Here is a 24,442-nt window from a genome sequence, read left to right on the forward strand (position 1 = left end):
GATCTCGACCTCCCCGACGTCCGGGCCCGCGTTGCCTCAGCTCGCCGGGTGGAACGGCGGTGAGCGTCCGTCAGGAGGATAGGCCGCCACCCGGGCGCAGGGACGCATGATGGCGCGACGACGCTGCTGGCGCACCGCCAACTCACTCGAACGAGTGAGGGGCGCATGCAAGCACAAAGGGAGCGGCCCCGGGAGCGCACGCCCCCGGGGCCGTCTGACTCCGTGTCCGGACCGCTCGGCCCGCCCTCGCCGGCAGGCCCGTCCGCTTGCTCCGCCCGGCTGTTGAACGGCCGTCGAACGGCCGCCCGGCTACTCCGCCGGGGCACCCGCCTCGACGGCGGCACCGCGAACCGTCGGCTCCTCCGGGGCCTCGCCGGCGCCCGGCGCCGGCCGGTCCGTCTCGACGTGCAACTCGACCGTGGTGTCGACGGCGACCACCACCTGCTCGCCCGAACGCTGCCCCGCCCGGATCGAGTCGATCCTGGCCAGCACCTTGCTGCGCAGGTCGGCCGGGGTGTCGTCGCAGCCGCAGGAGCGCTTGATCAGCGCCTTGATCGCCTGCTCCAGCCCGTACTGCTTCAGGCAGGGCGAGCACTCCTCGAAGTGCACCCGCAGCTTGGCGCAGTCGCCCTCGGCCATCTCGTTGTCGAGGAATTCGTAGAGGTGGTCGAGGACCTCGCCACACTCCGTGTCGTGCGGATCGCCGCAGCTCATGAGCCCGAGCCCTTCGCTTCCTGCCCTGCCCCGCTGCCGGCCGGGACGAGCCCGCGCTCACGGGCGTAATCCTCCAGCATGCCGCGCAGCTGACGGCGGCCGCGGTGCAGCCGGGACATCACCGTGCCGATGGGAGTACCCATGATGTCCGCGATCTCCTTGTACGCAAAGCCTTCTACGTCCGCGAGGTACACGGCGATCCGGAATTCCTCCGGAATGGCCTGGAGCGCGTCCTTCACATCGCTGTCGGGGAGGTGGTCGAGCGCCTGGGTCTCGGCCGAGCGCAGACCGGTCGACATGTGCGACTCGGCGCGGGCCAGCTGCCAGTCCTCGATCTCCTCCGCCGCCGTGCGCTGGGGCTCGCGCTGCTTCTTGCGGTACGAGTTGATGAACGTGTTGGTGAGGATGCGGTACAGCCAGGCCTTGAGGTTGGTGCCCTCGCGGAACTGGTGGAAGGACGCGTACGCCTTGGCGAACGCCTCCTGGAGCAGGTCCTCCGCGTCCGCGGGGTTGCGCGTCATGCGCAGCGCCGCCGAGTACATCGGATCCAGGTAGCCCAGGGCGTCGCGCTCGAAGCGCTCCCGCCGGGCCTCCTCGCTCTCCTGTGCCGACACCCGGAAGGTGTCCTCACCGATCGCCTCGGCCAGCTCCTCACCGGTGAGCGCCTCGCCCGTGGGCCGGCCCTCCTCCGGGCCCCGGCCCGGCTCGGCCTCGTGCTCGGTCCCGACGACCGGACCCACCTCCTCGGCATGGCGGGCACGACCCACGGCGGGCCGCCCCGAAATGGAGGATATCGGGCTGACGGGCTTCTCGCCCGCGGCAATCCAGTCGGACCAGGCGGGGCCGAACGCCGCGGCGGCCTCGCGCTGCTCTGACCGCTCGGGGCACGCGATCGAACCCATCTGCCCTGCCTCTCAACCGGGAATCGTGCTGACGAGAGTGCCAACCACCCCGACCCCGCCCGCATTCCCGCGCCCGCCCCGAAATCGCTCGTACGGGTGATCGAGCGGAAACCCCCCGCTCACGGCCGCCCCCACCGCCACCGCCGCCTCAGGCGACCCGCAGCACCCAGTCCCCGACCGCCCGGCAGATCGCCTCCAGCACCTCGTCCTGCCCCACCGGCGCCCGCTTGGGCACGTCGAAACCGTGCCCGCCGTACGGCACCGCCACCAGCTCGTGCCCGGTCGGCGGCTCCGGGAACTCCTGCGGCCCGCCGAACGGATCCGCCGTACCCTGCACCACCAGCGTCGCCACCCCCGACTCCAGCAGCTCCTGCGCCCGGCTCCTCTCCGGCCGGCCCGGCGGGTGCAGCGGGAACGCCAGCGCCACCACCCCCACCGCCCCGCTCTGCGCCCCGGTCCGGCAGGCCACCCGCGCCCCGGCGCTGCGCCCGCCGACCACCAGCGGCAGCCCCTGGCCGGCCAGCCGCCCGGCGACCGGGATCCAGCCGCGGTCCAGCGTGCGCGGCGCCGGGGCGAGCCGCTTGCCCGCCACCCGCCACGGCTGCTCCACCAGCGCCACGGTGATCCCGCGCGCCGGCAGCGCCGCCGCCAGCGCCACCAGGTCCCGCGCCTCGATCCCGCCGCCCGCGCCGTGACCGAGCGCCAGCAGCGCCTTCGGCGCACCGGCCCGGTGGTAGGTGATCCGGGCGTCCCCCACCTCGGTGGGGACGAGTTCGGTGGTCATCGTCGGTCGCTCCAACCGGCTCAGGCTCCCTCAGCTGTCAGGACTCGATCGTGAATCGTCGGACGTCAGAACAGGGTGGTCTCGTACTCCGCCTCGGCCCACGGCTCCTTGAGCTCCGGTCCGTTGTTGCGGATGCTGCCGACCGCCGGCGACACCGGGGTGGCCAGCAGCGCACCGGGCGGCGGCGGTATCAGCAGCCGGCGCAGCTCGTCCGGGTCGTCCAGCCCCGGGTCCAGCCACTCGTCGTAGGAGGCCGGGTCCAGGAACAGCGGCATCCGCTCGTGGATCGGCGCCAGCGACTCCTCGGCGTCGGTGGTGACGATGGTGAAGGTCACCAGCCAGGCCGCCGGATGGTCGGCCGGCACCGTCCGGTCGCGCCAGAACTCGTACAGCCCGGCCAGCGCCAGCGGGGTGCCGTCCGCCCGGGAGACGAAGAACGGCTTCTTGCGCGCCTTGCCGCGCTCCCCCGGCACCGTCTGCCACTCGTAGTAGCCGTCCACCGGCAGGATGCACCGGCGCGAGGCGAACGCCTGCCGGTACGAGGGCTTCTCGTGCACCGTGTCCGACCGGGCGTTGATCATCTTCACCGCCGTCTCGGCCGACCGCGACCACTGCGGCACCAGGCCCCAGCGCAGCACCCTCAGCTGGCGCACCGGCCGCGACCGGCCCTTCGGCACCCGCTCCAGCACCACGAAGGCGCTGGTGGTCGGGGCGACGTTCCAGTTGGGGGCCAGCGTCTGCGCCGGATCCCACTGCTCGACGCCGAACAGCTCGACGATGTCCTCGGGCTTGCCACTGGCTGCGAAGCGACCGCACATGCGGGCCAGCTTGCCATGCCGGCCCCGCTCACCACTTCTTCATCCCGCCAGGAGAACCGTCCGCTCCCGCCCGCCCGTCCCCGCATGGGAGGCTGCCCCGAACGGCCCAACGCAGCGGACGGAGGCGGAGACGAGACGATGAGCGCACAACCCACCGACCAGAACCTCGGCGAACTGTGGAACCAGGTCACCGGCACCCAGCCCGCGCCGCCCGGCTGGCTGGTACTGGCCACCGCCGGCGCCGCCCTGCTCGCCGTCCTCGCCCGCCCGCTCTGGCACGTCACCCGCAACGCCGTGACCATCGCCCACGAAGGCGGCCACGGCCTGATCGCCCTCGTCACCGGCCGCCGGCTCGCCGGCATCCGGCTGCACTCCGACACCTCCGGCCTCACCCTCTCCTACGGCCGCCCCACCGGCCCCGGCATGATCCTCACCGCCGCCGCCGGCTACACCGCCCCCGCCCTGCTCGGCCTCGGCTGCGCCGCCCTGCTCTCCACCGGCCGGATCACCCTGCTGCTCTGGCTGGCCGTCGTCCTGCTGCTCGCCCTCCTGGTGCGCATCCGCAACGCCTTCGGCCTGTTCACCGTGCTGGTCGCCGGCGGCGCCTTCTTCCTGGTCTCCTGGTTCGGCAGCGCCGAGGTCCAGGCCGGCTTCGCCTACCTCGGCTGCTGGTTCCTGCTGTTCGGCGCCGTCCGCCCGGTCCTCGAACTCCAGCACCAGCGCCGCATCGGCTGGGCCCGCGACTCCGACGCCGACCAACTGGCCCGCCTCACCCACATCCCCGGCCTCGCCTGGATCACCGTCTTCCTGCTCACCGCCCTCGCCTGCCTCGCCCTGAGCGCGAGCTGGCTGCTCCAGCCCCTGTACTGACCCCCGCCCGCGGCGCGGGCCGACTGCTACAACCCCCGCACCGGGCCTCCCCCGTCCCGCCATGCGGTTGGCGCAGGGGCCGTTCCGGTACGGCCCCTAAACTTGGCCCCATGACCGAGACCCTGTGGCCCGCCCCCGTCGCGACCACCCCCGTTGACGCCACCGTCACCATCCCCGGCTCCAAGTCGGTCACCAACCGAGCCCTGGTGCTGGCGGCCCTCGCCGACGAGCCCGGCTGGGTGCGCCGACCGCTGCGCAGCCGCGACTCCCAGCTGATGGCCGACGGCCTGCGCGCCCTCGGCGTCGGCATCGAGGAGAAGGTCAACAACGACTCCGGCGGCACCGGTGGCGGCGAGGCCTGGCGGGTCATCCCGACCCCCGCGCTGCGCGGCCCCGCCTCGATCGACGTCGGCAACGCCGGCACCGTGATGCGCTTCCTGCCCCCGCTCGCCGTCCTCGCCGACGGCCCCGTGCACTTCGACGGCGACCCGCGCAGCTACGAGCGCCCCCAGCACGGCGTGATCAACGCCCTGCGCGCGCTCGGCGCCCGGATCGACGACGGCGGCCGCGGCGCCTTCCCGCTGACCGTGCACGGCACCGGCGCGCTCGACGGCGGCCCGGTCGAGCTGGACGCCTCCTCCTCGTCCCAGTTCGTCTCCGCCCTGCTGCTCTCCGGCGCCCGCTACAACCAGGGCGTCGAGGTCCGGCACGTCGGCGGCCCGGTGCCGTCGCTGCCGCACATCCGGATGACCGTCGAGATGCTGCGCCTGGCCGGCGTCCAGGTCGACGCCCCCGAGGACGGCGGCGAGAAGGACGTCTGGCGGGTCACCCCCGGCGCCCTGATCGGCCGCGACCTGGTGGTCGAGCCGGACCTCTCCAACGCCGCGCCGTTCTTCGCCGCCGCCCTGGTCACCGGCGGCCGGGTCACCGTGCGCGACTGGCCCAAGCACACCAGCCAGCCCGGCGACCAGCTGCGCGAGATCTACACCCGGATGGGCGGCGCCTGCGAGTTCACCGACGAGGGCCTGCAGTTCACCGGCACCGGGCGGATCCACGGCATCGAGGCGGACCTGCACGACGTCGGCGAGCTCACCCCGGTGATCGCCGCCGTCGCCGCACTGGCCGACTCCGAGTCCCACCTGTACGGCATCGCCCACCTGCGGCTGCACGAGACCGACCGGCTCGCCGCGCTCGCCAAGGAGATCAACGACCTCGGCGGCGACGTCACCGAGACCGAGGACGGCCTGCGGATCCGCCCGCGCCCGCTGCACGGCGGCGTCTTCCACACCTACGAGGACCACCGCCTGGCCACCGCCGCCGCCGTGGTCGGCCTGGCCGTGCCCGGCGTCGAGGTGGAGAACGTGGCCACCACCGCCAAGACCCTGCCGGACTTCCCGAAGATGTGGGCGGAACTGCTCGGCGAAGCGGTGGCGGACGCCTGAGCGGAGACTGAGCACATGCGCCGCTACGGCAAGGACGCCGACGAGGACGACATCCGCAACCGCCCCGCCCGCCGGGGCTCCCGGCCGCGGACCCGGATCCGGCCCAAACACGAGGACGCCGCCGAGGCGATGGTGCTGACCGTCGACCGCGGCCGGCTGACCTGCCTGATCGACCCGGGCACCAAGCAGGAACGCGAGATCGTCGCCATGAAGGCCCGCGAGCTGGGCCGCAAGGGCGTCGTCGTGGGCGACGTGGTCAACATCGTCGGCGACCTCTCCGGGGACACCGACACGCTCGCCCGGATCGTCCGGGTCGAGGAGCGCAGCTCGGTGCTGCGGCGCACGGCGGACGACGACGACCCGTACGAGCGGATCGTCGTCGCCAACGCCCAGCAGCTGGCCATCGTCACGGCGCTGGCCGACCCGGAGCCCCGCCCCCGGCTGATCGACCGCTGCCTGGTGGCCGCGTACGACGCGGGCATGGAGCCGCTGCTGGTGCTCACCAAGGCCGACCTCGCCCCGGCCGAACCGCTGCTGGAGTCGTACGCGCCGCTCGGCATCGACTACGTGGTCACCCGTCGGGACGACCTGGAGACGGAGGGCGCCGAGGCCGTGCGCGCGCACCTGCGCGGGCTCTCCACGGTGTTCATCGGCCACTCCGGCGTCGGCAAGACCACTCTGGTCAACGCCCTCGTCCCGGACCACCAGCGGCAGACCGGCCGGGTCAACGCGGTCACCGGGCGCGGCCGGCACACCACCGTGTCCGCCCTGGCGCTGCGGCTGCCCCCGCCGCCCGGGGCCAAGCCGGGCTCCAAGAAGGCGCTGGACCCGGGCTGGGTGATCGACACCCCGGGCTTCCGCTCCTTCGGCCTCTCGCACATCGACCCGTCCCGGGTCATCCACGCCTTCCCCGACCTGGAGCCCGGCACCGTCGACTGCCCGCGCGCCTGCAGCCACGACGAGCCGGACTGCGCGCTGGACGCCTGGGTCGCCGGCGGCCACGCCGAGGGCGCCCGGCTCTACTCGCTGCGCCGCCTGCTGGCCAGCAAGGAGGCCCGCGAGGGCGACTGACCCGGGCGGCGGTTTTACCGTCCCATGGGGTTTCCCGACCGTTCGAGGTGTCGGACCGCGCCGGCCTGGCGATCATAGGAAGGTCGGGCCACAGCGCGGTCCGACCCGTCGATCGACAGGGAGGGCACGCGATGGCATGGGCCTTGGTGGTCCTGGCCGGCCTGCTGGAGACCGGCTTCGCGATCAACCTCAAGCTCAGCGAGGGCTTCACCAAGCTCTGGCCCACCATCAGCTTCTGCGTGTTCGCCCTGGGCAGCTTCGGCCTGCTCACGCTGTCCCTGAAGAGCCTGCCGGTCGGCCCCGCCTACGCGGTGTGGACCGGCATCGGCGCGGCCGGCACCGCCATCTACGGCATGGTCTTCCTGGACGAGACCACCTCGGTGCTGAAGCTGGTCTCGATCTCCCTGGTGATCGCCGGCGTGATCGGCCTCCAGCTCAGCGGCTCGGCGCACTGAGCGGCCGTCCCCGCCCGCGAGCCCGGCTGTCCCGATCCGGGCGGGATCGCTAGGGTTTCGGACATGGCCGACTACCACGACGATCTCCGACTCGCCCACGTCCTCGCCGACTCGGCCGACTCGGTCACCCTGGAGCGCTTCCGCGCCCTCGACCTGAAGGTCGAGACCAAGCCCGACCTCACCCCCGTGAGCGACGCCGACAAGGCCGCCGAGGAGCTCGTCCGCAGCGTGCTGCAGCGCGCCCGCCCGCGCGACGCGGTGCTCGGCGAGGAGTTCGGCCTCCAGGGCTCCGGCCCGCGCCGCTGGGTGGTCGACCCGATCGACGGCACCAAGAACTACATCCGCGGCGTCCCGGTCTGGGCGACCCTGATCGCCCTGCTGGAGGACGGCCCGGACGGCGTCGAGCGCCCGGTGGTCGGCATCGTCTCCGCCCCCGCGCTGCAGCGCCGCTGGTGGGCGGCCAAGGACCTCGGCGCCTACGCCGGCCGCAGCCTCACCAAGGCCTCCCGGATCCACGTCTCCGGCGTGTCCCGGATCGAGGACGCCTCCTTCTCCTACTCCTCGCTCTCCGGCTGGGAGGAGCGCGGCCGCCTCGACCCCTTCCTGGACCTCACCCGCGCCTGCTGGCGCACCCGCGCCTACGGCGACTTCTGGTCCTACATGATGGTGGCCGAGGGCGCGGTCGACATCGCCGCCGAGCCCGAGCTGTCGCTCTGGGACATGGCCGCCAACTGCGTCATCGTCGAGGAGGCCGGCGGCCGCTTCACCGGTCTGGACGGCGTGCCCGGCCCCGGCGGCGCCGACGCCGTCGCCAGCAACGGCATCCTCCACGAGGAAACCCTGCGCCGCCTGAGTGTCTAGGCCCTGTCCGGCCGCTTGAACATGGTGCGGGCCCGGTCGACCAGTCCTCTGGTCGACCGGGCCCGCCGCTCGTCGGGGCGCGTCCCGGCTACTGCTTGCGCAGCTCCCGGACGGCCGCCTCCAGCCGCTGCCCGTAGTCGGCGTCGGCCTTGCGGAAGTTGTCGACCGCCCGCTCGACGATGTCCTCGCGGTCGGCGGAGACCTTGGCGATGAAGCCGGCCAGGTTGGCGATCAGCCGCTGCTTCTCGTCCTCCGAGAACAGCCGGTACAGGTTGCCGGCCTGCACGAAGTCGTCGTCCTCGGCGTGCGAGGGCGCCTCGTGGTTGCCGGTGGCACCGGTGACCGCGGTGGCGGCCCACAGCGGGCGGCCGGTCTGCACCGGGCCGCCGAAGCTGTTCGGCTCGTAGTTCTTCTGGCGGCCGTGGCGGCCGTCGTACAGGTGGCCGTCGCGGCTGTTGGTGCGCGCCTCGGTGGCGTGCGGGCGGTTCACCGGCAGGTGGTCGGCGTTGATGCCGACGCGGTAGCGGTGGGCGTCCGCGTACGCGAACAGGCGGCCCTGCAGCATCTTGTCGGGGGACGGGCCGATGCCGGGCACGAAGTGCGACGGGGAGAAGATCGACTGCTCGACCTCGGCGAAGACGTTGTCGGGGTTGCGGTTGAGCTCCAGCCGGCCGATCTCGACCGGCGGGTAGTCGGCGTGCGGCCAGACCTTGGTGAGGTCGAAGGGGTTGAAGCGGTACTGCGCCGCGTCGGCCGCCGGCATGATCTGGACCTGCACGGTCCAGCTGGGGAACTCGCCGCGCTCGATCGACTCGCGCAGGTCGCGCTGGTGGCTGTCCGGGTCCTCGCCGGCCAGCCGGTTGGCCTCGTCCTGGGTGAGGTTCCTGATGCCCTGGTCGGTCTTGAAGTGGTACTTGACCCAGAAGTGCTCGCCGGCCTCGTTCTGCCACTGGAAGGTGTGCGAGCCGTAGCCGTTGAGGTGGCGGTAGCTGGCCGGGATGCCGCGGTCGCCGAACAGCCAGGTCACCTGGTGGGTGGCCTCGGGCGACAGGCCCCAGAAGTCCCAGACGTTGTCCGCCTCCTGGGAGCCGGTGTACGGGTCGCGCTTCTGGGTGTGGATGAAGTCGGGGAACTTCACGGCGTCCTTGATGAAGAACACCGGGGTGTTGTTGCCGACGAGGTCGTAGTTGCCCTCCTCGGTGTAGAACTTCAGCGCGAAGCCGCGCGGGTCGCGCACCGCGTCGGCCGAGCCGAGGTTGCCGGCCACCGTGGAGAACCGCAGGAAGACCTCGGTCTGCTTGCCGACCTCGGACAGGAACGAGGCCCGGGTGTAGGGCGTCAGGTCGGCGGTCACCGTGAAGGTGCCGTAGGCCGCCGCGCCGCGGGCGTGCACCACGCGCTCCGGGATCCGCTCGCGGTTGAAGTGCGCGAGCTTCTCGAAGAGCTGCTGGTCCTGGATGAGCGCCGGGCCGCCGGGGCCCGCGGTCTCGGTGTTCTGGTTGTCGGCGACGGGGGCACCCGCCTCCGTGGTGAGGGTGGGGCGCAGCTCGTCCTGGGTCGTCATAAGAGGGCCTCCGCGTTATCCGGTCGTGACGACTCGATCCTAACTTGGACTTTGTCCAAGTCAACACTGGAACCAATCTCAGAGCGTGACTTATCCTGTTCCCATGAGCGACCTGCTGGAACGACTTCGCGGACGCGGCTGGCGGCTGACCTCACAGCGCCGGGTCGTGGCCGAGGTCCTCGACGGCGACCACGTGCACCTCACCGCGGACGAGGTGCACGCCCGCGCCGTCGCCCGCCTGCCCGAGATCAGCCGCGCGACCGTCTACAACACCCTCGGCGAACTGGTCGGCCTCGGCGAGGTCCTGGAGGTCGCCACCAACGGACGCGCCAAGCGCTACGACCCCAACGCCCACCGCGCCCACCAGCACCTGGTCTGCTCCGGCTGCGGCGCCATCCGCGACGTCCACCCGCACGGCGACCCGCTCGCCGCCCTCCCGGCCGGCGAACGCTTCGGCTTCACCGTCACCACCGCCGAGGTCACCTACCGCGGCCTCTGCCCGGACTGCACGGGCACGCCGTAACGGCACCGACCGACCGGCGGGAACCGCCGGACACGCGCTACGCGCTCAGCTCCGCGTGCAGCGCGCCCAGCAGGCGCCCGGCCCGCTCCGCCACCTCGGCCGGCCCGTAGTCAGCCGCCCGGCGGCACCAGTTCTCCGCCTGCACCGGCTCCCCCCGACGCAGCGCCAACAGCGCCAGGCGCAGCGCCGCCCGCCCGTGCCCGGCGTCGGCCGCCCGGGTGTACCAGAGCATCGCCTGCGCCTCGCGGTCCTGCCGGGCCAGCAGCAGCCCCAGGTTGAAGGCGGCGCTGCGGCTGCCGGCCTCGGCCGCCCGCCGGTACCAGCTCTCGGCGATCTCCAGCGCGCCGCGCTCGGCCGCCCGCACCCCCATCCGCACCTGCGCCCGCCGGTGCCCGGCATCGGCCGCCAGCGCGTACCAGTGCTCGGCCTCGGTGTCCGCGTCACCGCGCCGGTCCAGCACCGAGGCCAGCCGGAACGCGCCCTCCGCCGACCCGCCGGACGCCGCCTGCCGGTAGCGCTCCAGCGCGCCGGCCAGGTTGCCCCGCTGCTCCTGGGCGACGGCCAGTTGCAGCGCGGCCTCGCCGTGACCCTCGGCGGCGGCCCGCGCGTACCACTCCTGGGCCTGCCGCTGCTCGCCGCGCCCGGCGTGCAGCACGCCCAGGTTGAACGCGCCGTCCACGCTGCCGGCCTCGGCCGCCTTGGAGAACCACGGCTCGGCGCCGGTCTCCTCGCCGCGCTGCAACAGCACCACGGCCAGCGCGTTGCAGGCCTCCCGGTGCCCGGCGTACGCGGCCCGGCGGTACCACTGCTCGGCCTGCTGGTCCCGGCCGGTGGCGACGCAGAGCAGGCCGAGGTTGAAGGCGCCGTTCTGGTCGCCCGCGTCCAGGGCGGTGCGGTACCAGTGCTCGGCCTCCTTGGACTCGCCGCGCCCGGCGTGCAGGGCGCCCAGCGCGTTGGCGGCGTTGCCGTCGCCGGCCTCGGCGGCCTCCCGCCACCACTCGGCGGCGGCGGCCAGGTCCCCGGAGTCGCGCAGCAGGAAGCCCAGCGCGCAGGCGGCGCGCGGCTCGCCGTTCTGCGCGGACTGCCGGTACCAGCGGGCGGCCTCCTCCAGCAGCGGCTGGTCGGTGGCGGCGCGCTCCTCCAGCAGCACGCCCAGGCGCAGCGCGGCGCGGGCGTGGCCGCGGGCGGCGGCGGTGCGGTACCAGGCCTCGGCGATCTCCTTGTCCCCGGCGGCCTCGCGCATCCGGGCCAGCCGGTAGGCGGCCTCCCGGTGCCCGGCGTCGGCGGAGACCTTGAACCAGCGCTCGGCGCGCACGTCGCGCCGGTGCTCCATCAGGTCGCCCAGCGCGTAGGCGCCGAGCGGGTGGCCGTGGTCGGCGGCGAAGTGCAGCCAGTACTCGGCGGCCTCCTCCTCGCCCTGGTCGCGCAGTTGGAGCCCGAGCGCGTGCGCGGCGGGGGCGCTGCCGGCCACCGCGGCCTGGCGCCACCACTGGGCGGCCTCGGCGCGGTGGCCCTGCTGGTGCAGCAGCACGCCGAGGTTGTTGGCGGCGGCGCGCGTTCCGGCGGCCGCGGCGGCGCGCAGGTAGGGCTCGGCGTCCTCCAGGTCGCCGCGGCGCAGCAGCAGGGTGCCGAGCCGGCTGGCGGCGTCCTGGTCGCCGTCGTCGGCGGCCTGCCGGTGGCGGGCCTCCAGCGCGGCGCTCTCGCGGGCGGCCAGCGCGGTCTCGAAGCTGGTGGTGTCCAGACCGGCCGGGTCGAGTGCGGCGGCGTTCGGGCCGTCGACAGCACCACCGTCGGGCCCGTACGGGCGGACGGCTTCGGCGAACTGACGGGTGGGCACCCGGACCAGGCTGTCGGGGCCGTAGCCGGCGACCGGGGGGCGCTCGAACAGGCCGCTGGTGCGCTGGGCGGGCAGGGCTCCGGGGCGGCTCTCGGGGCTCTCCGCCCAGGCGTCGGTGTCCGTCTCGGTGGCCGCCGCGGACTTGGTGCCTGACCCGTACTTGCCGATCAGCCTCATGCCGACTCCCGCTCCCCCAGAGTGTCGCGGCATCGTGCCCCGGCCCGCGGCCGGGGGGACCCCCAGGGGAGGCGCCGGAACCGACGGCCGATCAGCAGCCGCGCACCGTCCCCCATGTGTCCCATCGTCGCACCACCCGCAACCCGCGTACACCTGCCCCGGCCGAATTCGGGCGGGGCCGACCCGAAGCCGACGAAATTGCTTCGGCGCTTTGTCGATTTCCCGACACTCGGGCCTCACAAACCCCGTGCCGTCGTCGTTGGCGACGGTTGATGGTACCGGAGCGGTTCCCGCCGCTTCGGGGGGAAAACACCAGAGGCCCGGAGGAAGAATCCTCCGGGCCTCTGGCCACTGAGTAGCGGGGACAGGATTTGAACCTGCGACCTCTGGGTTATGAGCCCAGCGAGCTACCGAGCTGCTCCACCCCGCGTCGGTGGTTGAACCATAGCACGGGCGCGGGGTGGAACAGCAATCGGTTGCCGCAGCTCAGCGGGCCACGGCTGCGGCTACGGCTACGGCTACGGCTGGCCGGACGGCGATCCGGTCGGCGTCGCGCCCGGCGTCGGGGCCTGCGCCGGGCTCCCGCCGCGGGCCGCCTCGGCCGCCTTCAGCGCATCGCCCAGCGCCTTCTGGGCGTTGCCGTAGGCCACCCAGTCGCCGTTCTTGAACGCGGTCTGGCTGTCGTTGTACGCCTTCTCCGCGTCCCCGAGCGCCTTCTGCAGCTCCGGCGAGATCGTCCCGCCCGGCGTCGCCGGACTCGTCGACGTCCCCGGGTTGGTGGGCGTTCCCGGGTTGTTGGGCGTGGACGGCGCGGTCGGCGTGGTCCCCGGGGCCGCCCCGGCGAACACCTTCTTCAGCGCGTCCTCCAGGGTGTTCTCGAACGCCACGTTGTCGTTCCCGTACACCGCCAGCACCTTCTGCAGCGTCGGGTACTTGGCGCCGCGTCCGCGCACGTACACCGGCTCGACGTTGAGCAGCCCGCCGCCGACCGGCAGGGTCAGCAGGTTGCCGTACTCCAGCTCGGTGTCACCGCCGCTCTTCAGCGCGAAGATCTGCGAGGCCACCTCCTGCCGGGAGTTGAACGTCGACTGCACCAGGCCGGGGCCGGGGGCGCTGTTGTCCCCCGAGATCTTCAGGATGCGGATCTTCCCGTAGTCCGGCCCCGGGTCGGCGTTGACGGCCATGAACGCGGCCAGGTTCGGGCGGCCGTTGGGCACGAAGGTCGTGGTCAGCGAGAAGCTCGCCGAGGTGACCTGCGGGTCCGGCATCCGCACCGTCACGTAGTACGGCGGCTGGACCTGCTTGGTGTCACTGGTCGGGTCGACCGGGATCTGCCAGATGTCGCTGCCGTTGAAGAAGGAGTTGGCGTCGGTCACGTGGTACTGGCCGAGCAGGTCGCGCTGCACCTTGAACATGTCCTGCGGGTAGCGCAGGTGCGGCAGCAGCGTGCCCGGGATGTCCGCCTTCGGCTCGACGGTGCCGGGGAACGCCTTCATCCAGGTCTTCAGCACCGGGTCCTGCTCGTCCCACTGGTAGAGCTTCACCTCGCCGGTGTAGGCGTCCACCGTGGCCTTGACCGAGTTGCGGATGTAGTTGACCTGGTTGGCGACGGTCAGCAGCTCACCGCGCTGGTTGGTCAGCGAGTCCTTGGTCGCGGTGCCCAGCGTCGTCTTCGACGAGAACGGGTAGCCGTCCGAGGTGGTGTAGCCGTCCAGCACCCAGACCACCCGGCCGTCCTGCACCACCGGGTACGCGTCGGCGTCGATCGACAGCCACGGGGCGACCTTCTCCACCCGCTCCTTCGGCGTCCGGTTGTAGATCACCTTCGCGCCGTCGGTGATCGCTCCCGCGTACAGGATCTGCGGCTCGGCGAAGCGCACCGCGTACGCGGCCCGGGTGATCGGGTTGTCCAGCGAGACACCGCTGTTGCCGGTGTAGGTGTACTCCTTGTTCTCGCCGGTCTTGGTGGTGTAGTCGATCTCCTTGTTCGAGCCGCCGACGATCGAGTACGACGTCGTCTTCTCGCCGTAGTAGATCCGCTGCTGGTAGTCGCCCAGCGCGCCGGTGGCCGGCAGGCCGGACTCGGTGAACACCGGCTCGCCCTTGTCGCTGACCTGGTTGCCCTTGGCGACGACCGCGCCGTAGCCGTGGGTGTACTTGAAGTGGTCGTTGATCCAGTTGCGCTGCACGCCGTTGAGGTCCAGCTCGCGCAGGCCGATCACGGTGTCCTGCTTGTCCGTGCCGGAGCCGTAGCGGTCCACGTCCAGGGTGTTCGGGAAGGCGTAGTAGTTGCGCTGCTGCTCGATCGACTGGAAGGTCGGCGAGACGACGTTCGGGTCCAGCAGCCGGATGTCGGAGATGGTCTGCGCGTCCGGCTTGAGCGCCTCGGCCGTCGTCGACCCCTGCGGGCTGTACTGGGTGGTCTGCGCGTCCGCGATCCCGTACGCCTGCCGCGTCGCGTCGATGTTCTTCTGGATGTACGGCGTTTCCTTGGCCTGCTCGTTCGGCTTGACCTGGAACTGCTGCACGATCGCCGGGTACAGCCCGCCGATCAGCACCGCCGACAGCACCATCAGCCCCAGCCCGATCAGGGCCGGCGCCCAGGTGCGGCGCACCGGCGTCAGGAAGAACAGCAGCGCGCAGATGATCGCCACGAAGAACAGGATCGTCTTGGCCGGCAGGAACGCGTTGGCATCCACGTAGCGCAGGCCGGTCCAGCCGGAGACCCCCTTGTAGGAGCCGGTCTTCACCGCCAGCGCGTACCGGTCCAGCCAGTACGCCACCGCCTTCAGCAGCACGAACACGCCCAGCAGCACCGCCAGGTGCCCCTGCGCGCCCGCGCTCGCCCGACGGCCCGGGCCCTGCAGCCGCAGCCCCCCGTACAGGTAGTGCACCAGCGCCGAGGTCAGCAGCGAGACGATCACCGCGCTGAACGCGAAGCCCAGCACGAACTCGTAGAACGGCAGGTCGAAGGCGTAGAACGAGACGTCCATGCCGAACTGGGCGTCCTTCTCACCGAAGGGCGTCGCGTTCGTCCACATCAGCCAGGTCCGCCACTGGCCGGACGCCGCGGCGCCCGCCACCAGGCCGATCACCAGCGAGACCCCGATCAGCGCCCAGCGCTTGAACGGCGCCAGGCCCGACCGGTAGCGGTCCAGGCTCTGCTGCTCGACCGACATCGCCGACAGCGGCGGCCGCAGCCGGTGCGCCAGCCAGACGTTGAAGCCGACGATCACCGCCATCAGCAGGCCGAACACCGCGAACAGGCCGATCTTCGTCCACAGCTGCGTGGTGAACACCGAGGAGTAGCGGACGGACCTGAACCACAGCCAGTCCGTCCAGAACCCGGCGAACATGACGAACAGCAGGAACAGCACCGCGAGCACGCCCAGGGTCAGCAGGGCCACCCGCGCCCGCCGGGAGGGCGGCCCTACCCTGCGCCGGAAACCCGGCCCTGAGCGTTCCGGCATCTGGAATACCACGGTGGCACCTCAGCTGTGTCGTCTGGAGTCAGTCGGTCTTCAGGGAAACTTAACCAGGCTTTGGCCGAGTTCCCACCGTTAGCAGACGGTTACGACGACGTTCCCCGTCCCGGCCGTTCCCCGGCCCACTCGCGGCGCCCGGCGCCCGGGCCCCCGCCCGGCGTGTGAGGATTGAGGCATGTCCGACGCGTCCAATGCACTCAACTCCCCCGGCTCCCCCGACGACGTCTCCAAGCTCCCCGCCGCCACCCCGCTCACCCGGGCCGCGCTGGAGATCGACGAGTACGCCGCCACGCTCGGCTGGGACCTCCCGGCCCGGCTGTTCGCCCTGGTGGACAGCACCGCCCTGCGCAAGGCCGACCCGAAGATCGCCGCCCAGCTCGGCCTCGCCGACGACGACACCGCCGGCCTCACCCCGGTCGAGCAGGACGAGCTGCCGGCCGGCATGGAGCTGGACAAGTTCCTCGGCACCATCGCCTGGCCCGACGCGGTGGTCGGCTGCGCCCTGGTCGTCGAGCGCCTGATGCTGCCGCCGGGCTCCGAGCAGACCCGCCCGCGCAACGCCAGCGACGCCCAGCTCGCCGAGTGGGTGGCCAACCACCCCAAGCGCGAGGAGGTGCGGATCACCGCCGCCGTGCTGCGCAACGGCAAGAAGGAGATCGCGCTGCGGCTGCGCTCCAAGGACGTCGCCCGCGAGGTGCTGACCGGCCCGGACCTGGTGCCCGGCCTGACCGCTGCGCTGCTGGCGACCTTCTCGTAGCCCCCGGCCGCCCCGGCGGCCGCCCTTCAGGTTCACCGCACGACGTCACGGCATTACGTCACGGCACTACTTCACGGCGCAGGACGGCAGCGCGGAGGTCTGCCCGGAGCGGATCTGCTCCAGCGACTTCAGCGCGCCGTCCAGCGTGTCCGTCTTGATCAGGTTCAGCCCGGACGGGACGTTCTTGGTCGCCTCGGCGCAGTTCGAGGACGGGGTGAAGAAGTACTCGGCACCGGCGTCCCGGGCGGCGATCAGCTTCATCGATATCCCGCCGATCGGGCCGACCTTGCCGTCGTCGTCGATGGTGCCGGTGCCCGCCACGAACCGGCCGCCGGTGAGGTCGCCGCCGGGGGTGAGCTTGTCGATGATGCCGAGCGAGAACATCAGCCCGGCGCTCGGCCCGCCGACGTCCTGGAGGCCGATGTCGATCTGGAACGGGTAGGTGTGCCGGATCGTGGTGCCGATGCCGACCACCGCGAGTTCCGCCCGCTCGGCCGGGGCCTTCGGGTCGAGGTCCTTGGCCCGCACGGTGGGGACGGTGACGTCGGTCCGGTCGCCCGGGTTGGCGCCGCCGTTGCCGGTCGCGTCCTTGACCCGCGGGACGACGGTGAAGACCACCGACTCGCCCGGCTTGTGCTTGGTGACCGCGGCCACCACCTGCTCGGCCGTGCTGACCGGAGTGCCGTCGACGGCCACGATCTGGTCGCCCGCGTGCAGCCGGCCCTCCGCCGGGGCCCCCGCCGTGACCGATTTGATGATCAGCTCGGTGCCGACCGGGATGCCCATCTGGTTGAGCGCGGCGGTCCGGGCGCTGTCCTCGGAGGAGGCGAACTCCTCGGCGTTCTGCTTCTTGGCGTCGGCGTCCGTCTGCCCCTTCGGATAGACGTTGTCGTGCGGCACGACCAGCACGTCGTCGCGCAGCCACCCGACCACCGCGTTGACCAGGCTGGGCTCGTACTTGGCCCCGGTGACCTGGACGGTGGTCATGTTGAGGTGCCCGGTGGTCGGGTACGAGTCGCGCCCGGTGATGGTGATCACCGACTTGCCCCCCTGGTTGCCGAGCGTGTTGTACGTCGGCCCCGGGCTCATCTCCGTGTACGGCACCTTCATCAGCACCGAGACGCAGAGCAGCGCTATGAGCAGCAGGGTGGCAGCGAGCATCGTCGCGGAGCGGCGTGGCATGCCTCGACAGTACGGGACGCGGATGAGCGGGCGCCCCCCGGGCTACCGGCCGGAACCGTCCTCGGAGGCGGCGCTCCCGGCGGTGGTGCGTTCCATCGCGGCCATGAAGCGCCGGTGCTCGGCGAGCGAGGCGGGGTCCCCCGTGGCTCTCGGGGCTCGCTGGGCCCAGCCCGCCCACAGGGCGGCGAGCAGGACGGCGATGACCGGAATGATCAACCAGGCGAGCGCACCCATATCAGTACTCCCAGCTCGTCGTGTCTACGAGCAGATTAACCACTCCGGCGGACAACGCGGGCGGCGCCGTCCGGGTTACGGGACGGCCGATCGGCTCACTGCCAGGGAGTATTCGGCCCACTGACCCGGACCCGTTCGAGTGAGAGCCCGGCCCGCCCGGCATGTTCGTCGCGCTCCGTGCACAAGTGGAGACTCTCCGCAGCGATTCGCCCCTTCCCGGTCCGCCCCGGTCCAGTCCGGTCCAGTCCGGTCCGGCCCGGTCCGGCCCGGTCCACCGGGGCGCCCGGGTCAGCAGCTGCCGGCGCCGACCCACTCCTCCTCGCCGTCGGTGAAGACCTGGTGCTTCCAGATCGGCACCTCGTGCTTGAGGTCGTCGATCAGCCGCCGGGCGGCCGCGAAGGCCTCGCCCCGGTGGGCGCACGACACGGCGACGATCACCGCCTTGTCGGTGATCTCCAGCCGGCCGACCCGGTGCACCGCGGCCAGCGCCCGCACCGGGAAGTCGGCGACGACCTTCTCGGCGATCCGGCGCATCTCCTGCTCGGCGGTGGGGTGGCAGCTGTATTCCAGCGCGGTGACCGACTTGCCGCCGTCGTGGTCGCGGACCGTCCCGACGAAGACGGTCGTCCCGCCGGCCGCGTCGTCGCCGACCGCCTCGTACACCTCGTCCAGCGAGAGCGGGGTGTCACGGATGGCGAGCAGGCGGATGGGGTCGTGGTTCTCGGACATGCCCCCATGATTCCCCATCCCGGGTGGTTTGAGGCAAGCAGGTTCCGCATCACGATGGCGGGATTCCGCATCGTGAGAAAACCTGCCCGTCCCTCGGGGCCACCGGCCTCAGAAGCGGCGCCGCTTGCGGGCCCGGCGCACCAGCGCGGCCGTACCGACCAGCGCCACCGTCGCCCCGGCCGCCCCCAGGCTGGTCGCGGCCTCCTTGCCGCCCAGCCGGCGCCCGGCCACCGCGTGCTTCCCGGCGACCTGGCCCAGCAGCTCGGCCAGCACCTGCTCGTTGCTGTGCTCCGGCCGCCAGCCCGCCTCGTGCAGCCGGCTGCCGGACACCACCCACGGGTACATCGTGTACGCCAGATCCCCCGCCGGGGCCGGGGTCAGGCCCAGCCGGTGCAGCCGGGCCGCGGTGCCCAGCGCCAGCGAGGCCGGCAGCTCCATCCGCCGGATCCCCGACAGCCGCTCCACGTCCTCCTGCTCCAGCCAGCCGTCGCAGCCGACCGTCACCTCGCCCTCCACCAGGCCCAGCGCCGCGTACTCCAGCGCCGCCGCCAGGTCGTCCACGTGGCAGAACTGCCAGCACGGGCGGGAACCGGCCACCACCAGCAGCCGCGGCGCCTCGAAGTGCCGGGTCAGCACGGTGTCCACGCCGGGGCCGACCACCACCGCCGGACGCAGCACCGTCACCTGCAGCCCCGGGTGGGCGCGCGGCGCCCGGCGGGCCAGGCGCTCGATCTCCAGCAGGTCCCCGACCAGCGAGGCCTCCTCGGTCGCCCGCAGCTCGGAGTCCTCGGCCAGCGGCACCTCGTTGTCGGCCAGCGCGCCGTAGACCATCGCGGAGGTGCAGAGCACCACCCGGTGCACCCCGGCGGCCGCGGCCGCCGTCAGCACGGTCTGCGCGCCGCGCACGTTGTAGGCGCTGCGGGCGCGCGGATCCGACTCCATGCCGAAGTCCATCGCCAGGTGCACCACCACGTCCACGCCGGACAACCGCTCGGCCACCGCGGGGTCGCGCACGTCCAGCACCCGCCACTGCACACCCGGCACCTCGCCGCGCCGGTCGTCCACCGCCAGCACCCTGCGCACGTGCGGCGAGGCGACCAGACGGGCCGCGACCCGTTCGCCGATCACGCCGGCGGCACCGGTGACGGCCACGGTCAGCGGCCGTCCGCCGTAGGCTGGAGGCGGCGACGCCGTGATGTCCGGGGCGTCCTCGTCTCCGGTCAGCCCAGAGCGAACGTCCGAAGGCGGGGAACTCACCGACCATCCTCCACGGTTAGCTTATGTGCGTACGGACGTGTGTCACGTACGTCCATCCTGCCCGAGGCGAAGGCCCGGCGGTGCACCCGGCGCGGGCCTGCCGCACTGGAGCCGCCCACGAGTCCCCCACTCCGCTGGTGCCCCGGGCGGGCAGCACTTCCCGCCCCACCCGTATGACGGCCGACCGGATCGAGGACCCCGTGAGCGACCTTCCCTTCGGATTCGGCGTTCCGCCCGAGGAGCCCGAGGACGGCAAGGCCAAGCCCGACAACGAGCAGCAGAAGAAGGACCAGGGCTCCGCAGGCTCCGACCAGAGCGGCGCGCAGCCGTTCGGCTTCGGCGCCGGCAACCCGTTCGGCGCGCTGTTCGGCATGCCCGGCGGAGCCCCGGGCGGCCCCGGCGGGGCCGACAACCCGTTCGCCGCGATGTTCGGCGGTCTCAACCCCAACGACCTCGGCAGCGCGTTCCAGCAGCTCGGACAGATGCTCTCGTTCGAGGGCGGCCCGGTGAACTGGGACCTCGCCAAGAACATCGCCCGCCAGAGCGTCGTCGCCGAACCCGCCGAGGGCAAGAGCAAGGACCGCTCGGTCAGCGCCGCCGAGCACTCCGCCGTCGCCGAGGCCGTCCGGCTCGCCGACCTGTGGCTCGACGGCGTCACCGAGTTCCCCTCCGGCGCCGGCACCGCCGTCGCCTGGAGCCGCGCCGAGTGGATCGAGGCCACCCTCCCGGTCTGGAAGGACCTCGTCGACCCGGTCGCCGAGCGGGTCGGCAACGCCATGGGCGGCGTCCTGCCCGAGGAGATGCAGGCCATGGCCGGCCCGCTGATGGGCATGATGCGCTCCATGGGCGGCGCCATGTTCGGCACCCAGATCGGCCAGGCGCTCGGCGCCCTCGCCGCCGAGGTGGTCGGCTCCGCCGACGTCGGCCTGCCGCTCGCCCCGGCCGGCAAGGCCGCGCTGCTGCCGCAGAACGTCGCCGAGTTCGGCGAGGGCCTGAACGTGCCCGCCGACGAAGTCCGGCTCTACCTCGCCCTGCGCGAGGCCGCCCACCAGCGGCTCTTCGCCCACGTGCCGTGGCTGCGGGCCCACCTGCTCGGCGCCGTCGAGGCCTACGCCCGCGGCATCAAGGTGGACACCTCCCGGATGGAGGAGCTCGTCGGCCAGCTCGACCCGAACAACCCGGAGGCGCTCCAGGAGGCGCTGGCCGGCGGGCTGCTCCAGCCCGAGGACACCCCCGAGCAGAAGGCCGCACTCGCCCGCCTGGAGACCGCGCTCGCGCTGCTCGAAGGCTGGGTCGACGCGGTCGTGCACGCCGCCGCCGAACCGCACCTGCCGCAGGCCGGCGCGCTGCGCGAGACCGTCCGCCGCCGCCGCGCCGCCGGCGGGCCCGCCGAGCAGACCTTCGCCACCCTGGTCGGCCTGGAGCTGCGCCCGCGCCGGCTGCGCGACGCCGCCCGGCTGTGGGCGCTGCTCGCCGACGCGCGCGGCATCGAGGGCCGCGACGCGCTCTGGCAGCACCCGGACATGCTGCCCACCGCCGCCGACCTGGACGACCCGGACGCCTTCGTGCACCGGGGCACCGGCGACCTGGAGGGCGGCCTCGACTTCGACGCGATCGACAAGCTGCTCGGCGAGGCCGCCGCGGGCGGCACCGCCGCCAAGCCGGACCTCACCAAGAACGACGGACCGGCGAAGAGCGACGAGCCGAAGCAGGACGGCGACGGCACCGACGGAAAGGGCGAGCCCACCGCATGACGGCCACCGACACCGGGGCGACGTCCCTGCACGCGGACGCCGTGCGCACCCTGACCGGGTGGCGCCCCGCCGACGAGGAGCAGGACCGGCTGCGGCTCGACTACCTGACGCACCTGGCCGAGCAGCCCGAGGGCCTGTACCGGTCGTGCCTGCCCGCGCACATCACCGCGAGCGCGGCGGTCGTCGATCCGGCGGCCGGGCGGGTGCTGCTCACCCTGCACCCCAAGGTCGGCATCTGGTTGCAGATGGGCGGGCACTGCGAGCCCGACGACCGGGACCTCGCGTCGGCGGCGTTGCGGGAGGCCGTCGAGGAGTCCGGCATCCCCGACCTGGCCCTGCTGGAGGCGGACGGCGTCCCGGTGCCGGCCAAGCTGGATCGGCACCTGGTCCGCTGCACCGGCAAGGACCGTCCGGAGAACACCCACCTGGACGTCCAGTACATCGCGGTGGCACCGGCCGGTGCGCAGGCGCTGATCAGCGAGGAGTCGCTGGACCTGCGCTGGTTCGACTACGACCGGCTGCCGGAGCTGACCGACCACTCGGTGCGGGACCTGGTGGCACGGGCCCGCCTGCTGACCAGCTGAGGTGAAACCCGAAGAGGGGGCGCGGGCCGATACGGCCCGCGCCCCCTCTTTTTGCTCCCCGCGTCGTTCTCCCCGCCGCGTTCCTCCCCACCGCCTCCCGGCCGGGCGTCGAGCCGTCAGCCGCAGGAGCAGGCCGGATCGGCATCCCGGTCGGCGTGCCGGGCGCCGGGGATGTGCGGCAGCCGGGCCGCCGAGACCACGCCCTCCAGGTAGCCGCGAGCCCGTTCCGTCCGGGGGTAGGCCTCCAACAGGGCCCAGAACGCCGGGCCGTGGTCCGGTACCAGCAGGTGGGCCAGCTCGTGCAGCAGCACGTAGTCCAGGACGTACTCCGGCATGCCCTGCAGACGGTGGGAGAGGCGGATCGTCCCCTCGCTGGGGGTGCACGAGCCCCAGCGCGAGTTCTGGTTGGTGACCCAGCGGACCTGGGCGGGCCTGGCGCGATCGCCCAGGTAGGCGGCCGACAGCCCGCGGGCCCGGTCCATCAGCGCGTCGTCGCCGAGGATCCGGCGGCTCTCCTGCGCGGCGAGCTTCTCCAGCATCTGCGCGACCCAGCGCTGCTCCTCGGCGTGCGACATCCGGGCCGGGATCAGCACGATCGTGCGGTCACCCTCGCGGTAGGCCGAGACGGTGCGGCTGCGGCGGGCACTGCGGCGCACCTCCACCCGGCCGCGGTCGTGCGGCTCCGGTGGCACGGCGGCGGGTGGGTGCTGCGGCGACGCGGGCCTCGCCTGCTGATCCTGGTCCCGACGCCCACGCGTGCTGGGCGCCGCCACTTGCGACCCGGACGCTGCACGGGCACGCCGACGCGACGCCGGTGGATGGGAGTCCCGCTCGGCTGCCATGGCACACGACGTTACCCGCTACCACGGACAGAAGTCCGGTGCCGTGGCCGAAATCTTTCATGGAGTGATCGGGAACGAAAAGTCGACGGAGAGTGTCCGGAAACCGGCGCCGGAGCGGATGGGCGGTTATCCACAGGGTCTGCGAACAGATGATGTGATCATGAGCCCGAGCCTGTGGATAACTTTGCGCACGACGTCGGCGCGATGGGGCATGCTGCGGTCAGCCGTCCGGAAACGATCGGAAGGGAGATCGCCGTGCGCCTCGTACTGAAGCCCGCCCTGTCCCGCAGCTGGCGGGACTCCGACACCCTGCAGTTCGGGACCATCACCCGCTACGCCGGGGTGCTCGGCCAAGCCGACAAGACCCTCTGCGACTTCCTCGGCCTGGTCGACGGGACCAGGGACCGCCCCGAACTGCTGGAGGCCGGCGAGCAGCTCGGCCTCGGCCGGGAGCCCGCCGACGCACTGCTGACCGACCTGGAGGAGACCGGGTTACTGGACGACGCGGAGGCGACCGGCACCGCGCTGACCCGCTTCCCCCAGCCCCACCGGGACCTGCTCGGACCGGACCTCGCCTCGCTGTCCCTGGTCCACTCCGGCCCCGGCGCCGCACCGGCCGTCCTGGCCCGGCGGGCCGGCGCCCGGATCGAGGTCCGCGGCGCGGGCCGGGTGGGCGCCGCCGTGGCGGCCGTGCTCTCGGCCGGCGGGGCGGGCACGGTCACCGTGGTGGACGGCGGCCGGGTGCGCCCCGGGGACTGTTCCCCGGCAGGACTGCCGCCGGGGGACGTCGGACGGCTGCGGCTGACGGCCGCCCGGGAGGCCGTGCAACGGGCGGCGGGCCGACCACTGGTGCCCGTGCCCCGGCGAAAGCCCGACGGGCCGCCGCCCGACCTGGTGGTGCTCGCGTCCCGGGACGGGAGCGGGGCGTTCGCCGGCGGGACGTACGAGGCCCGACTGCTGCTCCGGGCCGGGGTGCCGCACCTGTACGTCGGAGTGGTCGAGGAGTTCGGGGTGGTCGGGCCCCTGGTGCTGCCGGGGGTGTCGGCCTGCGGGCACTGCCTGGTCCTGCGCCGGGAGGACGAGGACGCCGCCTGGCCCCGGATCCTCGCCCAGCTGGCGGACGGCGGGCCCGGCCGGGCCCGCACCCCGGCCTGCGACACGGCCCTGGCCACGATGGTGGCCGGCCTGGCGGCGCTGCACGTCCAGATCCACCTGGACGGCGGGCGGCCGCCGAGCGTGGACGGGTGGTGCGAGGTGTCGGCCGGCGAAGGGATGCCACGACGTCTGCGACTGCGCGGACACCCGGACTGCGGGTGCCTCTGGCAGCCGGCGCCACCGAGGTAAGGAGGAGAGGAACCTGCCGGGCGAGGGCCCGGCCAAGGAGAGGAACCGACCGGGCGCGGGCCCGGCGGCTGCGAGGCTCGGCAGCCGTCCGGCCCCACGCCACGGCGGACCGGGCCAGCGCCCGGCCCGGCGAGCCCATGGCCCGGCGAGCCCATGGCCCGGCGAGCCCATGGCCCAGCGAGCCCATGGCCCAGCGAGCCCATGGCCCAGCGAGCCCATGGCCCAGCGAGCCCATGGCCCAGCGAGCCCATGGCCC

Annotated in this window: 22 protein-coding genes and 1 tRNA gene; 10 read left to right on the top strand and 13 right to left on the bottom strand. The window is 73.1% G+C overall.

Annotated features, from left to right (window positions below; all coding sequences use genetic code 11):
- Nucleotides 1–309 precede the first annotated feature (309 nt).
- The 4 genes from rsrA to ABT015_RS16325 all read right to left on the bottom strand — a co-directional run bounded on the left by rsrA (nucleotide 310) and on the right by ABT015_RS16325 (nucleotide 3,218).
- Nucleotides 310–714 carry a mycothiol system anti-sigma-R factor gene (rsrA, locus tag ABT015_RS16310; RefSeq protein WP_350879691.1) on the bottom strand — a complete coding sequence of 135 codons (405 nt, stop codon included), beginning with the start codon at nucleotides 712–714 and terminating at the stop codon, nucleotides 310–312.
- Nucleotides 711–1,454, bottom strand: coding sequence for a sigma-70 family RNA polymerase sigma factor (locus ABT015_RS16315; RefSeq protein ID WP_350879692.1), 744 nt, complete (start codon nucleotides 1,452–1,454; stop codon nucleotides 711–713). Before ABT015_RS16315 ends, rsrA begins: the two co-directional genes overlap by 4 nt.
- Nucleotides 1,455–1,764: 310 nt before the next feature.
- Entirely contained in the window at nucleotides 1,765–2,400 is a 636-nt protein-coding gene (locus tag ABT015_RS16320; protein ID WP_350879693.1) for an alpha/beta hydrolase family protein, read from the bottom strand.
- A 65-nt stretch (nucleotides 2,401–2,465) separates the two neighbouring features.
- Nucleotides 2,466–3,218, bottom strand: a complete 753-nt coding sequence (locus ABT015_RS16325) for an SOS response-associated peptidase (protein ID WP_350879694.1) — start codon at nucleotides 3,216–3,218, stop codon at nucleotides 2,466–2,468.
- Between the two features lie 138 nt (nucleotides 3,219–3,356).
- On the opposite strand from ABT015_RS16325, the gene ABT015_RS16330 reads away from it, so the two are divergent.
- From ABT015_RS16330 to hisN, 5 genes are all read left to right on the top strand, one after another.
- Nucleotides 3,357–4,088: a M50 family metallopeptidase gene (locus tag ABT015_RS16330; protein WP_350879695.1), complete on the top strand. Its 732-nt coding sequence runs from the start codon at nucleotides 3,357–3,359 to the stop codon at nucleotides 4,086–4,088.
- Nucleotides 4,089–4,198: 110 nt separating this feature from the next.
- Nucleotides 4,199–5,530 carry a 3-phosphoshikimate 1-carboxyvinyltransferase gene (aroA, locus tag ABT015_RS16335; RefSeq protein WP_063347887.1) on the top strand — a complete coding sequence of 444 codons (1,332 nt, stop codon included), beginning with the start codon at nucleotides 4,199–4,201 and terminating at the stop codon, nucleotides 5,528–5,530.
- A 15-nt stretch (nucleotides 5,531–5,545) separates the two neighbouring features.
- Nucleotides 5,546–6,601: a ribosome small subunit-dependent GTPase A gene (rsgA, locus tag ABT015_RS16340; protein WP_350879696.1), complete on the top strand. Its 1,056-nt coding sequence runs from the start codon at nucleotides 5,546–5,548 to the stop codon at nucleotides 6,599–6,601.
- A gap of 131 nt (nucleotides 6,602–6,732) precedes the next feature.
- On the top strand, nucleotides 6,733–7,056 hold the full coding sequence (locus ABT015_RS16345; RefSeq protein WP_063347889.1) for a DMT family transporter: 324 nt from the start codon (nucleotides 6,733–6,735) through the stop codon (nucleotides 7,054–7,056).
- A gap of 63 nt (nucleotides 7,057–7,119) precedes the next feature.
- Nucleotides 7,120–7,917, top strand: a complete 798-nt coding sequence (gene hisN, locus ABT015_RS16350; RefSeq protein ID WP_350879697.1) for a histidinol-phosphatase — start codon at nucleotides 7,120–7,122, stop codon at nucleotides 7,915–7,917.
- Nucleotides 7,918–8,005: 88 nt separating this feature from the next.
- Here hisN and ABT015_RS16355 read toward each other — a convergent pair whose 3' ends face one another.
- On the bottom strand, nucleotides 8,006–9,481 hold the full coding sequence (locus ABT015_RS16355) for a catalase (RefSeq protein ID WP_350879698.1): 1,476 nt from the start codon (nucleotides 9,479–9,481) through the stop codon (nucleotides 8,006–8,008).
- 103 nt (nucleotides 9,482–9,584) lie between these two features.
- On the opposite strand from ABT015_RS16355, the gene ABT015_RS16360 reads away from it, so the two are divergent.
- Nucleotides 9,585–10,004, top strand: coding sequence for a Fur family transcriptional regulator (locus ABT015_RS16360; RefSeq protein ID WP_063347892.1), 420 nt, complete (start codon nucleotides 9,585–9,587; stop codon nucleotides 10,002–10,004).
- 37 nt (nucleotides 10,005–10,041) lie between these two features.
- Here ABT015_RS16360 and ABT015_RS16365 read toward each other — a convergent pair whose 3' ends face one another.
- The 3 genes from ABT015_RS16365 to ABT015_RS16375 form a co-directional block, all read right to left on the bottom strand.
- The gene (locus tag ABT015_RS16365) at nucleotides 10,042–12,018 is read right to left on the bottom strand and encodes an SEL1-like repeat protein (RefSeq protein WP_350879699.1); all 1,977 of its coding nucleotides are present in this window, start codon (nucleotides 12,016–12,018) and stop codon (nucleotides 10,042–10,044) included.
- A gap of 356 nt (nucleotides 12,019–12,374) precedes the next feature.
- Nucleotides 12,375–12,448, bottom strand: a tRNA-Met gene (locus tag ABT015_RS16370).
- A gap of 88 nt (nucleotides 12,449–12,536) precedes the next feature.
- Nucleotides 12,537–15,488, bottom strand: a complete 2,952-nt coding sequence (locus ABT015_RS16375) for a UPF0182 family membrane protein (protein ID WP_350879700.1) — start codon at nucleotides 15,486–15,488, stop codon at nucleotides 12,537–12,539.
- A 190-nt stretch (nucleotides 15,489–15,678) separates the two neighbouring features.
- Between ABT015_RS16375 and ABT015_RS16380 the strand changes: the two genes are divergently transcribed.
- The gene (locus tag ABT015_RS16380; protein ID WP_350879701.1) at nucleotides 15,679–16,260 is read left to right on the top strand and encodes a PPA1309 family protein; all 582 of its coding nucleotides are present in this window, start codon (nucleotides 15,679–15,681) and stop codon (nucleotides 16,258–16,260) included.
- Nucleotides 16,261–16,326: 66 nt separating this feature from the next.
- Here ABT015_RS16380 and ABT015_RS16385 read toward each other — a convergent pair whose 3' ends face one another.
- From ABT015_RS16385 to ABT015_RS16400, 4 genes are all read right to left on the bottom strand, one after another.
- Nucleotides 16,327–17,442: a YlbL family protein gene (locus ABT015_RS16385; RefSeq protein WP_350879702.1), complete on the bottom strand. Its 1,116-nt coding sequence runs from the start codon at nucleotides 17,440–17,442 to the stop codon at nucleotides 16,327–16,329.
- A gap of 42 nt (nucleotides 17,443–17,484) precedes the next feature.
- Nucleotides 17,485–17,676: a hypothetical protein gene (locus ABT015_RS16390; RefSeq protein ID WP_350879703.1), complete on the bottom strand. Its 192-nt coding sequence runs from the start codon at nucleotides 17,674–17,676 to the stop codon at nucleotides 17,485–17,487.
- 288 nt (nucleotides 17,677–17,964) lie between these two features.
- Nucleotides 17,965–18,405, bottom strand: coding sequence for a molybdenum cofactor biosynthesis protein MoaE (locus ABT015_RS16395; RefSeq protein ID WP_350879704.1), 441 nt, complete (start codon nucleotides 18,403–18,405; stop codon nucleotides 17,965–17,967).
- Nucleotides 18,406–18,513: 108 nt separating this feature from the next.
- Nucleotides 18,514–19,662 carry an NAD-dependent epimerase/dehydratase family protein gene (locus tag ABT015_RS16400; RefSeq protein ID WP_107452871.1) on the bottom strand — a complete coding sequence of 383 codons (1,149 nt, stop codon included), beginning with the start codon at nucleotides 19,660–19,662 and terminating at the stop codon, nucleotides 18,514–18,516.
- Nucleotides 19,663–19,862: 200 nt separating this feature from the next.
- On the opposite strand from ABT015_RS16400, the gene ABT015_RS16405 reads away from it, so the two are divergent.
- Together ABT015_RS16405 and ABT015_RS16410 are read left to right on the top strand one after the other, a co-directional pair.
- Complete coding sequence (locus ABT015_RS16405) at nucleotides 19,863–21,416, top strand: zinc-dependent metalloprotease (RefSeq protein ID WP_350879705.1); 1,554 nt, start codon at nucleotides 19,863–19,865, stop codon at nucleotides 21,414–21,416.
- A complete protein-coding gene (locus tag ABT015_RS16410) occupies nucleotides 21,413–22,000 on the top strand; it encodes an NUDIX hydrolase (RefSeq protein ID WP_350879706.1) in 588 nt (195 codons plus the stop codon). Before ABT015_RS16405 ends, ABT015_RS16410 begins: the two co-directional genes overlap by 4 nt.
- A 116-nt stretch (nucleotides 22,001–22,116) precedes the next feature.
- Here the strand turns inward: ABT015_RS16410 and ABT015_RS16415 are convergent, their stop codons facing one another.
- On the bottom strand, nucleotides 22,117–22,692 hold the full coding sequence (locus ABT015_RS16415; RefSeq protein WP_350879707.1) for a M48 metallopeptidase family protein: 576 nt from the start codon (nucleotides 22,690–22,692) through the stop codon (nucleotides 22,117–22,119).
- Nucleotides 22,693–23,097: 405 nt separating this feature from the next.
- On the opposite strand from ABT015_RS16415, the gene ABT015_RS16420 reads away from it, so the two are divergent.
- Entirely contained in the window at nucleotides 23,098–24,186 is a 1,089-nt protein-coding gene (locus ABT015_RS16420) for a ThiF family adenylyltransferase (protein WP_350879708.1), read from the top strand.
- Nucleotides 24,187–24,442: the final 256 nt, after the last annotated feature.

Source organism: Kitasatospora sp. NPDC094016, assembly GCF_040304045.1.
GTDB lineage: Bacteria > Actinomycetota > Actinomycetes > Streptomycetales > Streptomycetaceae > Kitasatospora.